The organism is Streptomyces sp. NPDC055632 (genome assembly GCF_053618675.1).
Genome location: NZ_JBSHHY010000001.1, coordinates 50140 through 62936, shown reverse-complemented (window position 1 = coordinate 62936; position 12797 = coordinate 50140). Strand labels below are relative to the sequence as shown.

The window sequence follows — 12797 nt, the reverse complement described above, 5'->3', positions numbered from 1 at the left end:
ATGCTCCGTGGTGCCGCCCCGCGAAGGCGCGCCGACGCGCCGACGAGCCCCGAGGAATCCCGGAGGCGGGGAGGTGGCCGGGGCGGCGACTGAAAGGAGGCGTTCCGGGTAGCCGCCGGGTGCCCGTCCCGCACCACACCCGCGTCCCGTGAGGAGGTCCCGACCATGGACCGCGACCGCGCAGCGCTCTTCGACGTCGACGGAACCCTGGCCGACACCAACCACCTGCACGCCGTCGCCTGGTGGGAGGCGCTCCGCCAGGGCGGCCACCGAGTGACCATGCACGCCGTGCACCGGGCCATCGGCCTCCCGGGCGGACGGCTCCTCGACCACCTGCTCGGACAGGACCGCGACCGGTCGGACGACGAACGCCTCAGCACCGCGCACGACACCCTCTACGGGACGTACTTCGAGCGGCTCCAGGCCTTCGACGGAGCCGCCGACCTGCTGCGGAAGCTCGCGGGCGACGGCTGGAAGGTGGTCCTGGTGACCTCGGCCAAGAGCCGCGAGCTGACGGCCCTGCGCCGGGCGATCGACGCGGACGACGCGCTCACGGACACCGCCACCTCCGACGACGTCGACGAGGGGAAGCCCTCCCCCGACCCCGTCGAGCACGCCCTCTCCCTCGTGGACGTGCCCGCCGACCGGGCCGTGTTCGTCGGCGACAGCGTCTGGGACATGAAGGCCGCCCGCCGCGCCGGGGTGACCGTCGCCGGGCTGCTGTGCGGCGGCATCCCCGAGGCCGACCTGACCGGAGCGGGCGCCGTCGCCGTCTACGACGATCCGGCCGACCTCCTCGCCCGGCTCGACACCAGCCCCTTCGCCTCCGTACCGCCGTCCTGAGCCGGTCGGCGATCTCCCGGTCGGTGGCCCCCTGCGCGGCGAGCCCGCGCCCCGGCCGGGCCAGCGCCCACTCCGCGAGCGTCGCCGCCTGGACGAGGCCGTGCGGGCGCGCCGCGCCGAGGGCGAGCCCCGCGTGGTCCGCCACCACCGGCCCGTCGCCCGCCACCGAGGCCGCCAGGGCCGGTACGACGTGCTGGTGGGCGGTCGCGGCAAGGTGTCGTCCCACGACGGAGTCGTCCTCTCGTGTCGTGCGGCGGCCGCCCTCCCAAGGGAACGGAAACGGGAGCGGAGAGTGGCCGGACCTGTACTGGCCCGGCCACTCTCCGCGTCCGGCGCCCGGCCGGCATCGGTGGAACCACCGGCCTCCGCCGCCGGTTCCACCGGACTCAGTCGAGGGTGTCGGGGTCCGGGCCGGTGCGCAGACCGCGGTCGAGGCCCGCCATCGCCGTCATCTCCTCGGCGGAGAGGGCGAAGTCGAAGACGTCGAGGTTCTCGCGGATGCGGGCGGGGGTGACGGACTTCGGGATGACGACGTTCCCGAGCTGGAGGTGCCAGCGCAGCACCACCTGGGCGGGGGACTTCCCGTGCCGGGCCGCGATGCCGGTGACGACCGGGTCGGCGAGGACGGCGCCCTGGGCGAGCGGGCTCCACGCCTCGGTGGCGATCCCGTGGACGGCGTGCAGCTCGCGGAGCTCGCGCTGCTGGAGCCTGGGGTGCAGCTCGATCTGGTTGACGGCGGGCACGAGGTCGCTGCTGTCGAGCAGCCGCTCCAGGTGCGCGGGCTTGAAGTTGGAGACGCCGGCGGTGCGGACCCGTCCGTCCGCGACCAGTGTCCCGATGGCGCGCCAGGTGTCGACGTACAGGCCGCGGGCCGGGGCGGGCCAGTGGATCAGGTACAGGTCGACGTGGTCGAGGCCGAGCCTGGCGAGGCTGTCGTCGAAGGCCCGCAGGGTGGCGTCGTACCCCTGGTCGGCGTTCCACAGCTTGGTGGTGACGTACAGCTCGTCGCGGGCGATGCCGGAGGCGGCGAGCGCCCGGCCGACCCCGGCCTCGTTGCCGTAGATGGCGGCGGTGTCCACGGAGCGGTACCCGGCCTCCAGGGCGTGGGCGACGGCGGCCGTGGTCTCGTCGTCGGGGACCTGGAAGACGCCGAAGCCGAGCTGGGGGATCCCGGTGCCGTCGTTGAGGACGACGGAGGGCACGTGGGGGAAGGACATGGGGGTGCGGCTTTCTCTCTGGGTTTCTTCTCTGGAACGGTGGGAGGGGGTCAGTGGTGTACGGGGACGCGGGCGCCGGCGCCGGTGTCGACCGCTCCGGCGGCCTCGGCCTCGGGCGCGGGGGCCCGGCGCTCCAGCGCGGCGGACCAGAAGGCGAGGCCGAGAGCGGCGGCGGCGAGGACGGCGCCGACCCAGTTCGGGGAGGTGTAGCCGAAGCCGGCGGCGATGACGATCCCGCCGAGCCAGGCGGCGAGCGCGTTGCCGAGGTTGAAGGCGCCGATGTTGACGGCGGAGGCCAGGGTCGGCGCGCCGTGCGCCTGGTCGAGGACGCGCTTCTGCAGCGGCGGCACCGTGGCGAAGCCGAGCGCTCCGACGAGGAGGATGGTGATCGCGGCGAGGACCTTGTTGTGCGCGGTCACGGTGAACAGCGCGAGGACGATCGCGAGCCCGCCGAGGGTGGTGTACAGCAGGGGCATCAGCGCGCGGTCGGCGTACCGGCCGCCGAGCAGGTTGCCGAGGAACATGCCGGTGCCGAAGAGGACGAGGAGCCAGGTGACCGCGCCCTCAAAGTAGCCGGCGGCCTCGGTCATCATCGGCGCGATGTAGGTGATCGCGGCGAAGACGCCGCCGAAGCCGAGCACGGTCATGGCCATCGCGAGCAGCACCTGGGGGTTGCGGAACGCCTTCAGCTCCCGGCGCAGAAGGGTGCCCTCGGGGCGGGGCATGGCGGGCACGAGCCGGGCGATGCCGAGCAGGCCGACCACGCCGAGCGCGGCGACGACCGCGAAGGTGGTGCGCCAGCCGATCGCCTGCCCGATGAAGGTGCCGAGCGGCACGCCGACGATGTTGGCGACCGTCAGGCCGGTGAACATGGTGGCGATCGCGCCGGCCTTCTTGTCCGGGGCGACGAGGCCGGCGGCGACGACGGACCCGATGCCGAAGAACGAGCCGTGGGCGAGCGAGGCGACCACGCGGCCGGTCAGCATCAGCCCGAAGCTCGGGGCGAGGGCGGAGAGCACGTTGCCGAGCACGAACAGGCCCATGAGCAGCATGAGCATCCGCTTGCGGCTCACCTTGTTGCCGAGGACGGTCAGCAGCGGCGCGCCGACGACGACGCCGAGTGCGTAGCCGGTGACCAGGAGGCCCGCGGTGGGGATGGTGACGCCGTAGTCGGTGGCGATCTGGGGCAGCAGGCCCATGATCACGAACTCGGTCGTACCTATGCCGAAGGCCCCGAGCGCAAGAGCGAGTAGCGCGAGCGGCATGGCTCGCCCCCTTTCAGAATTGATTGAGCGATCCCTTTGCACGCCTTCACAATAGTTGCATGCGCGCTATATGTGCAAGCGCGGGTAGGTGGTGCGGTCTGGGTGAGGCTGGCGCGGGGCTGAGGGGGAAGCGGTCACCGCCGAGGGCGTCCCTCGCCAGGACCGGCGGTTTCGCGCTCGGCAGGGCGTCCCGGCTCTGGCGCGAGGGCATGGCTCTGCGGCAGGGCTACCGCCGGCGCTGCGTCGAGGAAGGGGGGGAGGGAGGGATGCGGCGCGAGGTCCTCCGACCCTTCGCGCGCTACGTCGACCTGGGGTTTCCCTCTGGTCGAGACCGCGTGGCCGTGCCTCCGCCCATGGAGGCGGTGTGGTGCTCCGCGCCGTTCCGGACGCTGGTCACCGGGGCCTGCGGCCTGGTGCCTCCCGCCCCGCGGTGGCGGGGGTCACGCCTCGTTGGGGTCCGGGTCGTCGGCGCGCAGGAGGAACCCGCGGCCGCCACTGTCGTCGCCGACGAGGAAGGCCAGGGGCCTGCCCCGGCCGTCGCGGACGAGGTGGAGCTCGTCGGCCGGTCCACCAGCGACCGTGCCGGTCCATCAGCGACCGTGCCGGTCCATCAGCGACCGTGCCGGTCCATCAGCGACCGTGTCGGCCCACCGGCGACCGTGCCGGTCCTCTCGCCGTGTGAGGAGTCGGACCGGGGTGTTCCGCCGAACGGGTGTCCCCGTTCGGCGACGGGTCTCCCCGGCCGCCTCCGTCTCACCCCCAGCGTTCGGACAGTTGGGCGAAGAACGCCTCCGGTGTCACCGCGTAGCCGCCCGGGCCGAGCACCGCGACCGGGTCGCCGTCGGCGAGCACGGTCGGCGTCGACTCGACCCCGCCGCGCTCGAAGGCGGCGGAGACGGTGCGCGCCCAGGGCAGGTAGACGCCCCCGGACACCTTGCTCTTGAACGCCTCGGTGGCCAGCCCCGGCACCTCCTCGGCCAGCTTCAGCAGCGTCTCCCCGTCGGCGAAGCCGTCCTCCTCCTCGGGCGGCTGCTCGGCGTAGAGCAGCCTCAGGTAGAGCGCGAACCGCTCGCTCCCCTCGTCGAGGGCCGCCCCCAGCGCGGCCAGGGCATGCAGCGACCCGCTGCCGCCGCCGTCGTCGAGGAACGTCCCGAAGTGGTACTCCACCCGGAAGCGCCCGGCGTCGGCCGCCTCCCGGATCACCGTGCCCAGCCCGTTCTCCATCCGCTTGCAGTACGGGCAGCGCGGGTCCAGGTACACGCCGAGCACGTGCGCGGCGCCCTCGTCGCCATAGAGCACGACGGTGTTGCCGGGGCCCGTGGTGTGCGCGGGAACGGGCGTCGCCCCGCCGGGGGTGTCAGAGGTCATGCGGCCAGACTGCGCCCGCCGCGCCACCCGCGCAAAAGGAACTCCTCCCGGCGTGCGGACGCGTGGCGGCTGCCGTACGGGTTACACGCAGGGACCGTACGCGGAGGTCAAGGGGCCCGGGGCGAGGGGTGGTTGGCCGGCCGGGGGGGTGCCCGGCGTATGCGGACCCGGGCGCGGGCCTGGACACGGGTTCGGACACGGATCGGGTGCCGACCCGGATGCGGACTCGGGCCGCGTGGCCGGAAACGATGTCCTGATTATCTCCGTTCTTTTCTGAAAAGCCGGGTACGTGAGGCCGCACGACAATCGAACCGGGTGGAGCGGAATTCACTTTTCCGCAGAGAAGGGGACGTCATGGCCGCACGCATCCTGAGGAAGAACGCCGTTCTCGCCGCGGCACTGGTCTGCGCGGGTGCCACCGCTCTCGCCGGCTGCGGGGACGGGGACTCGGACGAGGCCTTCGCCGGGCAGAGCGCCGACGCCATCGCGGCCGAGGCCGTGAAGGCGACCCGCGACGCCGACTCCGTGCGGATCACCGGTACGTCACAGACGCAGGGCGCGCCCGCGGTCGTGAAGACGGAGTTCCAGGTCGACGAGAAGGACAACTGTCTCGGCACGCTGTCGATGAACGACGCGAAGGCCGACGTCCGGCAGGCCGGCCAGAACGTCTACGTCCGGGGCAACGAACGGTTCTGGCAGAACGCCCTGCAGGGCAGGCCCGGCACGGACACCGCCATCGACCGGCTCCAGGACAAGTGGGTCAAGAGCGAACCCGGCGACAAGTCCACCCAGGGCATGTGCGACAAGCAGGCTCTCCTGGCCGCCATGGACAGCGACAAGTCCGAACGCGACGGCATGCGGCGGGGGGCCACCACCGAGGTCGACGGCAAGGACGCCCTGACGCTCACCAAGCAGCAGGCCGACGGCGAGAAGCTCACCCTGTACGTCGCCACCGAGGGCGACCCCTACATCCTCAAGGCCGTCTCCGAGGGCGGCAAGCAGCCCGGCGAGACGCTGTTCAGCGACTACAACGAGAAGGTCGAGGTGGAGCAGCCGCCGGCCGGCGAGGTGGTCGACCCCAAGACCGTCGCCGCGAACGGCTGACCGCGCTCGGGCCGGACCGGCTCCCGCTCGGGCCGGACCGGCTCCCGCTCGGGCCGGAGGGCGACGTGCCGTGTCCGGGCCGTCCGGTGGAGGCCCCGGCCCTCAGAGGTGGTCGTCCAGGAGGTCCCGGAGTTCGGCGGTGGTCACGCGTCCCGTGCCGTGCGCCACCGCCTCCCCCTCCTTCAGGAGGACGAGGGACGGGGCTCCGGTGACCCCGTAACGCCTCGTCGCGGCCGGGCAGCGCGTCATGTCGGCGCGGACGACCGTCAGGCGGTCCGCGTACTCCTCTGCGATGCCGCCCACGACGAGGTCCGTCGCCCGGCAGGCCTCGATCGCCTTGGGCCAGGTCCCGATGAAGTACGCGAGGACCGGGGTCCCGCTCGCCCGGAGGATGAAGTCGAACTCCGCGTCCTCGCGGGGCTGGTGAACCCGCTTCGCCATGGAAGCTCCTGACCTCGTGTTCCGGCTTTCCGGTCCCATCATCCCCCGTACCGAGCGGCGGGCCGGACGGCGGCCTCGACCGGACGCCGCCCGGCGGGTGTGCGATAGGTTGCCCGCCATGACCGGACCGGAACCCGCCGCCTGGCCGCCCGCCCCGATCACGACCGCGCGGCTCGTGCTCCGCGCGTCCGAGGCCCGGGACCGCGCGGCGTTCGTCGAACTGTTCTCCTCGCCCGAGGTGGGCACCCACATCGGCGGGTCCCGGCCGCGCGACGAGCTCGAACGCGCGATGCCCGAGGTGCCCGGCCGGCGTCCCGGCCTGTTCGTGGTCGACCTCGGCGGAGCGATGATCGGCGTGGTCACGTTCGACCGGCGCGACGCGGAGCCCCAGGGGACCGGAGGAGCCGAACTCGGCTATCTGCTCCTGCCGGAGGCGTGGGGGCGCGGGTACGCCGCCGAGGCGTGCGCGGCGGCGCTCGACTGGTTCGCCGGCGCGTTCCCCGGGGAGCCGTTGGCGCTCCGCACCCGGACCGCCAACGCCCGCGCGATGCGCCTCGCGGCGAAGCTCGGGTTCACCGAGGTGGAACGGTTCGAGGAGTACGGCGCCGAGCAGTGGTCCGGCGCGCGGCCCGCGGCCGCGCCGTCCGGCTGAGCCCGCCCGACGGCGCGGATCCACGAGGCCGCCGCCCGGACTCCGTCCGAGGACCCGCGGGCCGGGGCGGGAACGCGCCTTCCCCGACGCCGCGTCAGGCCGAGAACGACCCCGCGCCGCCCGGCACATGGGTCCCGTATCCGGGCTGGACGGTCACCGGGGGACCGAGGCAGAACGGGTTGCCGTAGATCCTCACCGGCTTGTCGGTCCGGTTCGTCAGCACGTGCGCGACCGTGGGCAGCCGGTGGCAGCCGGCCGGGTCGCGGTAGACGTCCAGCGCCTGCGCCTCGGTGGAGAAGACGACGACGTCGCCGACGGCGTCGGCCTGGGCGGGCGCGGCCTGGCCCAGCATCGAACCCGCCGCGATCAGGGAGATCAGCACTGCTCGCGCACGCATGGTCGTCCTCACTGTGGATCGTCCCGTCTCGACGCGGGACCGCCCCCACAGTTACCGCGCGGGCCCGTTCAAGATCCGACCCACCCACCGGGTTCCACTCTCCGGGCGTAGAAGCCGCCCGGCTCCGGGCCGACGGTCACGGAGGAGGCCGAGGGGGAGGAGCCCGCCGCGAACGTACCGGCCGCCGCCCGCGTCTGGCTGTGCGACCTCGCCCGCGCCGGCTGGCGGGGCAGCGACCACGACCTCGTCGGCGGCGTCGCACCCGTCGTCTCCGCCGTGCTCCCGGACCCGCCGCTGCGCCGACAGGCCACGCTCCACGAGGGATTCACGGCCGAACTCGCCGCCTCCTGCCCGGGAGCGACCCTGGAGCGCGTCCCGGTGCGCCGCTGGGCCGACCTGTGGGCGCGCGCCCTGCTCCTCACCCTGCCCGGCGTCACCCGGCCCGCCGCCGTCTCCACGGCGACCGGCCGCCTCCTGCCGCTCGGCGTCGACCTCCAGGAACACGCCACCGCCGCACAGGCACAGGTCCACGCGGTGTTCGAGCCCGCCGACGGAACGGCGCCCCGCCTGGTCCGGGCCGCGGTGTCCGCGCCCGAGCCGGACACCGTCGTCGGCGCCTGCCCCAGGCTCCGCCCCGCTCCGCCCGCCCCGGCCCGGCGATCGTCGCCCCGCGCGGCGCCGCGCTCCTGCCCGCGCACCCGGCGACCTGCGACGCCCTGGCACGGCTCCTGGGCTGCGCGCAGGAGTGGGCACCGGCCGGCGGACCGCCCCCGGACGCGACCGGCGCGGCGCTCCTGCCCGCGCACCCGGACACCTGCGACGCCCCGGCGCGGCTCCTGGGCTGCGACGGAGCCTGGGCCCCGGCCGGCGCGGCTCCCGGCCCGCCGGCCCTGGCGGACCGCCACCCGGCCACCGCCCACGCGGTGGCGGCCGTCCCTCGACGGGCCCGGTTCACTCGTCACGGTGACACGGGCCGCGCCGCCTCCCCGTCCCGTACGGGGTCGGGCAGCGTGGCCCCATGCACGCCCGCCGCACCGCGTACCTCCTGACCGCCGCGCTCCTCACGGCCGGTTGCGTGGCCGTCCCGCACGGCCCCGACCCGGGCCCGCCGGACCGCCCCGCAGCCCTCGCCCCGGCCGCCGAACGCGCCCCCTCGCCGCTGCCCGCCCGGCCGGAGCCCACGGAGGGGACGCCGCGCGAGGCGCTCGCCACCACGGAGCCCGGGGACGAACCCGCCCGAGCTCCGGCCTCCCGCCGGCCGACGACGGGAAGGAAGGGAACGGGAGCCCAGGCTCCCAAGAAGACGAAGACAACACAGAAGACGAAGACAACGCAGAAGACGGGGACCCGGAAGGAGGGGACGCGGAGGAAGGAGGGAACGGAGAAGAGCCGGACGAGGGCCGTCCCCCGGCCCCCGAAGAAGGCCCCGCCCCTCCGTCCCCGCAGCCGCCCGACCGTCCCCGCCGACGGCCGGCCCGAGCTGCGCCGGCTCTGCCGCCAGGCCCGGCAGATCGATGCCCCGATGGGCGCGGCCGACCTCTGCCGCCAGATGTACGGGCGTTGAGCGCACGCCTCCGGAAGGGCGGCTTCAGGCCTCGCCGAAGGGCCAGGACTCGATGTCGCGGTAGCGGATCGGCCCCGGGCCGCGCCCGAAGTCGCTGCCGACCAGGTGCAGCCGCCCGGCCCGCCACCGGCGCCCGGTGAATCCGGCGAGTCCGGTGGCGGCCTCCAGCACGGAGGACGGATCGTCGCGGCGGGCGCGGGCCAGCGTCAGGTGCGGGCGCAGCGGGCGGCCCTCGAAGGGGATCCCGCACTCCGCGACCACCGCGCGCACCTCGGTCGCGAGCCCGTGCAGCCCCTCCAGGTCCCCGTCGATCCCGCTCCACAGCACCCGGTCGTCGAAGTGCCCGCCGCCGCGCAGCGCCAGTTCGACCGGCCGGCGCGCGGCCGCGAGGTCCGCGAGCGGCGGCCGGAGGAGCGGAACGGTCGCGACCGGGAGCTCGCCGAGGAACGCCAGCGTGATGTGCCAGTCCTCGATGCGGTTCCACCGCATGCGGGGGTACGCCGCGTAAGCCGGGCCCAGCGCGTCGGCCAGCTCGTCCTTCGCGTCGTCGGGCGGCGCGAGCGCGATGAACACGCGCACGGTCGCGGACCGCGCCCGCTCGTCCCCGCCGGACCCCTCGCCCATCTTCCGTCCCCGCTCACCCCGGCCACGCCGTACCGAGGCGAGGGTACGTGGTCGGCGCGCCGCGACCGGCACCGGCCCCGGGGCGCCCGGACGGGGCCGTGGCCCACCGGCTCACGCCCCCGGCGCGCCGCCGGGACCGTCGAGGGTGATCGCCTGTACGGGGCAGGCGCGGGCGGCCTCGCGGACCAGCGTCCCGCGGCCGTCCTCCCGGCCCGGCAGGACCGTCCCGAACCCGTCGTCGTCCTGGGCGAAGACGTCCGGCGAGGTCAGGGCGCACTGCCCGGCGCCGATGCAGACGCCCCCGTCGATCGAGACATGCACGCGTGTCGCCCCTCTCACCAGATGACGGGGAGTTCGAGCATCCCCTGGATCGTGTCGCCCGGCTTGAACGGGATCTCCTCGGCGGGGACGGCGAGCCGCAGCCCCGGCAGCCGGCGCAGGAGCGTCCCGAGCGCGATCTCCAGCTCCGCGCGGGCCAGGTTCTGTCCCAGGCACTGGTGGATGCCGAAGCCGAACGCCACGTGGTGGCGGGCCGAGCGCTCCCAGTCGAGGGTGTCCGGATCGCTGTAGGCGGCGGCGTCCCGGTTGATGACGGAGGTCGAGAACACCACGCCCTCGCCCGCCCGGATCAGCGTCCCGGCGACGTCGACGTCCTCGCGCGCGACCCGCAGCAGACCGTCCGCGATGGACAGGAACCGCAGCAGCTCCTCCACGGCGGCGGGCACGAGCCCGGGGTCGGCCCGCAGCTCGGCCAGCCGCTCGGGGTGGCGCAGCAGCGTGTACGTGCCGAGGGAGATCATGTTCGCCGTGGTCTCGTGCCCCGCGACGAGGAGGATCGTGGCGAGCTGCACCAGCTCCTGCCGGTCGGGCCCGCCGTCCTCGGCCGCCCCGCGTGCCACCAGGTCGTCGAGGACGCCCTCGCCGGGGTCCTTCCGCTTGCGGTCGATCAGGTCGCCGAGGTAGCCCTCGAGCCGGGCGAGCGCCTCCTCGGTGTCCGCGCCCGTCGGCCCGCGCAGCAGCCGCCGCGACTGCTCCTCGAAGAAGTCGTGGTCCGCGTACGGCACGCCCAGCAGGTCGCAGATGACGATCGACGGCACGGGCAGCGCGAACGCGCTCACCAGCTCGGCCGGCGGGCCCTGGGCCTCCATCGCGTCGAGCAGCCGGTCCACGGTCTCCTGGATGCGGGGCCGGAGGCGTTCGGCGCGCTTGAGGGTGAAGCTCGGGATCAGCATCCTGCGCTGGACGTTGTGCTCGGGGTCGTCCCAGCCGAGCAGCGCCGCGCGCCGCCGCCTGCGGAGGCTCGCGACCCGCTCGGTCGGCAGCGGGAAGTCGTCCCGGGTGGAGTCGGTCGACAGGCGCTGGTCGGCGAGCAGCGCCCGGGCGGTCGCGTGCCCGGAGACGAGCCACACCGCCCGCCCGTCCCAGAGGGTCACCCGCGACAGCGGGCCCTCGTCCTCGGCACGGGGGTAGGCGGTGGGCGGGTGGTAGGGGCAGGTGCGGCTCTGGGGGAACGCCACGGGTGGTGTCATGGCGCGCGTCACGGGATGCGTCACGGGGACCTCGCTGAGGGGAGGAGGATCGGCGGCTCCGACGTCGTTTCCTCCTCCACTACATGCCTCAGGCACCTATCCGGTCTACGCGTAGTTCGGCCAATCCACCGGAATGGCCCCGTCCCTTCCGTCTTCCCCGTGTTCCCGCGGGTTCGCCTCGCTCGAAAGGGGGAGCGGGGTGCCCGATCGGGCCGTGGAAACCCCGCCTGACCCGATGTCAGGAGTGGCCGATAATCCGTCCCGCCGTCCGCCCGCACCCCGCTCCGTCCGCTCCGGAGGGGGAAATCCGTTCTCCGGAGCGGACGGGGCCGGGATCAGTGCCGGTCCGTGGCCCGGCGGCGACGGGTGAGCACCAGGATCCCGGCGCCGGCGGCGCCGAGGACGCCGGCGGCCACCGCGTACGGGGTGAACCGCGCCCCCGTGGTGGCGAGCGAGCCGTCGTCGGTCGAGGACGGCGAGGGCGCCGTCGTGCCCGGCACGGCGGGCGCGGAGGCGTCCTCGGTGGGCGGGGCGGAGGGCTCGGAGGTCCCCGGCGCCGTCGTCTCCGGGGTGCCGGGGGTGGTGACTTCGCCGGTCGGAGGCGTGGCGGAGGGCGCCGGGGCGGAGGGCTCGGTCCCGGGCGGCGTGGACGTCGGAGTCGGCGCGGGCGTGGTGCCCGGGCCGCCCGGCGTCGGCTTGCAGGCGAAGGTGGAGGAGCCGTTCCACGGGTAGTTGTGGGTCTCGTTGCCCGAGCCGTGGGTCCGCAGGTCGCCGCCGACGTAGACGCGGCCGTTCGTGCTGGCCGTCAGGTCGGCGGACGCCTCGGGCGCGAGGATCGATCCCATGAAGTTCCCGCCACCGCCGAGGGTGAGCGACGGGGACGCCTCGAAGTTGTAGAGGATCCGGGACGCGGCCTCGCCGAAGCGCGCGGAGTCGTACACGTCCACGCGCTCGCCGTTGAACGCGGCGGACAGCGGGGAGATGCCGACCGCCCCGCCGCCCGTCACGTTCACCACGACCGACGCGCCCCCGGGGATCGACCGGAAGTCGAAGGACGAGGCGCCGTCGAGCTTCTCGGCGGAGATCTCGAACACCTGCGGACCGCCGGAACCACCGCCCGTGAAGGTGACGGTGCCGCCCGAGCGCACGCTCGTGCCCGTGGGCTTCAGCGCGCCCAGGGACGCCGACTCGCCCCGTACGGTGTCGCCGAAGGTGTCGTACGGGGTGAGGGCGCCCCGCGCGCCCAGCCCCGAGGCGCGGCTGCCGCCGTTCGTCTCCAGGTCGCCCTTGTCGTCGATCTTCCCGCCGACGCGGACCGCGCCGCCGTAGCGGGGGCCGGCCGTGAGGCCGTGGCCGACGTCGACCCGCGTGCCCTCGGCGATCGTCAGGTTCCCGCCCACGGAGAGCATGACCGCTCCGGAGTCGGGCAGGATGCCGGAACCGGCGCCGACGCGGCCCACGTTGAAGGTGCCGCCGGACCCTTTGGCGAAGGTGGCGTTCCCGCCGATGACGAGCAGGCCCTCGGCCTCGGCGGTCGCGCCGTCGGCGGTGTAGTCGCCGCCGGCGTAGAGCGCAACGTTGGCGTCGAGGAACCGCGGCTCGTGACCGATCCGGGGCTCCTGGCCGGGGGCCGGGCACGTCCGGGCGGCCCCCGTGGCGGGGGCGGAGGGCACGGCAAGGGCGTTGCCCGCGGTGGTGAGGCCGAGGACGAGCGCGACGGCGACGGCGCTGCTCAGCCGCGTGCGTGCTCTTCCGGTGTCGCTCATGTGCGTGAACCTTTCTGGATTTTCCTG

13 protein-coding genes and 1 pseudogene are annotated in these 12797 nt (G+C 74.7%); 5 read left to right on the top strand and 9 right to left on the bottom strand.

Annotation, left to right across the window (positions count from 1 at the left end; translation table 11 throughout):
- The first annotated feature begins 165 nt into the window (after positions 1 to 165).
- Positions 166 to 843 carry an HAD family hydrolase gene (locus ACWGSR_RS00275; RefSeq protein WP_453562637.1) on the top strand — a complete coding sequence of 226 codons (678 nt, stop codon included), beginning with the start codon at positions 166 to 168 and terminating at the stop codon, positions 841 to 843.
- Positions 844 to 1229: 386 nt separating this feature from the next.
- Here ACWGSR_RS00275 and ACWGSR_RS00270 read toward each other — a convergent pair whose 3' ends face one another.
- The 3 genes from ACWGSR_RS00270 to ACWGSR_RS00260 all read right to left on the bottom strand — a co-directional run bounded on the left by ACWGSR_RS00270 (position 1230) and on the right by ACWGSR_RS00260 (position 4693).
- Positions 1230 to 2060 (bottom strand): aldo/keto reductase, encoded by an 831-nt coding sequence (locus tag ACWGSR_RS00270; protein WP_453562636.1) that lies wholly within the window; start codon positions 2058 to 2060, stop codon positions 1230 to 1232.
- A gap of 50 nt (positions 2061 to 2110) precedes the next feature.
- On the bottom strand, positions 2111 to 3325 hold the full coding sequence (locus ACWGSR_RS00265; RefSeq protein WP_453562635.1) for an MFS transporter: 1215 nt from the start codon (positions 3323 to 3325) through the stop codon (positions 2111 to 2113).
- A 753-nt stretch (positions 3326 to 4078) separates the two neighbouring features.
- Positions 4079 to 4693, bottom strand: a complete 615-nt coding sequence (locus ACWGSR_RS00260; RefSeq protein ID WP_453562633.1) for a thioredoxin domain-containing protein — start codon at positions 4691 to 4693, stop codon at positions 4079 to 4081.
- 354 nt (positions 4694 to 5047) lie between these two features.
- On the opposite strand from ACWGSR_RS00260, the gene ACWGSR_RS00255 reads away from it, so the two are divergent.
- A complete protein-coding gene (locus ACWGSR_RS00255; RefSeq protein WP_376241518.1) occupies positions 5048 to 5797 on the top strand; it encodes a hypothetical protein in 750 nt (249 codons plus the stop codon).
- Positions 5798 to 5899: 102 nt separating this feature from the next.
- Here the strand turns inward: ACWGSR_RS00255 and ACWGSR_RS00250 are convergent, their stop codons facing one another.
- Positions 5900 to 6238: a thioredoxin family protein gene (locus ACWGSR_RS00250; protein WP_453562631.1), complete on the bottom strand. Its 339-nt coding sequence runs from the start codon at positions 6236 to 6238 to the stop codon at positions 5900 to 5902.
- A 118-nt stretch (positions 6239 to 6356) separates the two neighbouring features.
- Between ACWGSR_RS00250 and ACWGSR_RS00245 the strand changes: the two genes are divergently transcribed.
- Positions 6357 to 6890 carry a GNAT family N-acetyltransferase gene (locus ACWGSR_RS00245; RefSeq protein ID WP_453562629.1) on the top strand — a complete coding sequence of 178 codons (534 nt, stop codon included), beginning with the start codon at positions 6357 to 6359 and terminating at the stop codon, positions 6888 to 6890.
- Between the two features lie 94 nt (positions 6891 to 6984).
- Here ACWGSR_RS00245 and ACWGSR_RS00240 read toward each other — a convergent pair whose 3' ends face one another.
- On the bottom strand, positions 6985 to 7287 hold the full coding sequence (locus ACWGSR_RS00240) for a hypothetical protein (RefSeq protein ID WP_453562627.1): 303 nt from the start codon (positions 7285 to 7287) through the stop codon (positions 6985 to 6987).
- A gap of 147 nt (positions 7288 to 7434) precedes the next feature.
- Here ACWGSR_RS00240 and ACWGSR_RS00235 point away from each other — a divergent pair.
- Positions 7435 to 7905: pseudogene (locus tag ACWGSR_RS00235) on the top strand (hypothetical protein); the annotation flags it as partial.
- A gap of 400 nt (positions 7906 to 8305) precedes the next feature.
- Complete coding sequence (locus ACWGSR_RS00230; RefSeq protein ID WP_453562626.1) at positions 8306 to 8851, top strand: hypothetical protein; 546 nt, start codon at positions 8306 to 8308, stop codon at positions 8849 to 8851.
- A 24-nt stretch (positions 8852 to 8875) separates the two neighbouring features.
- On the opposite strand, the gene thpR is transcribed toward ACWGSR_RS00230, so the two are convergent.
- From thpR to ACWGSR_RS00210, 4 genes are all read right to left on the bottom strand, one after another.
- Positions 8876 to 9475 carry an RNA 2',3'-cyclic phosphodiesterase gene (gene thpR / locus ACWGSR_RS00225; protein ID WP_453562624.1) on the bottom strand — a complete coding sequence of 200 codons (600 nt, stop codon included), beginning with the start codon at positions 9473 to 9475 and terminating at the stop codon, positions 8876 to 8878.
- Between the two features lie 111 nt (positions 9476 to 9586).
- Complete coding sequence (locus ACWGSR_RS00220; RefSeq protein WP_453562622.1) at positions 9587 to 9796, bottom strand: ferredoxin; 210 nt, start codon at positions 9794 to 9796, stop codon at positions 9587 to 9589.
- A 14-nt stretch (positions 9797 to 9810) separates the two neighbouring features.
- Positions 9811 to 11004: a cytochrome P450 gene (locus tag ACWGSR_RS00215; RefSeq protein ID WP_453563092.1), complete on the bottom strand. Its 1194-nt coding sequence runs from the start codon at positions 11002 to 11004 to the stop codon at positions 9811 to 9813.
- Positions 11005 to 11339: 335 nt separating this feature from the next.
- A complete protein-coding gene (locus ACWGSR_RS00210; RefSeq protein ID WP_453562621.1) occupies positions 11340 to 12770 on the bottom strand; it encodes a choice-of-anchor A family protein in 1431 nt (476 codons plus the stop codon).
- Between the last annotated feature and the right edge of the window lie 27 nt (positions 12771 to 12797).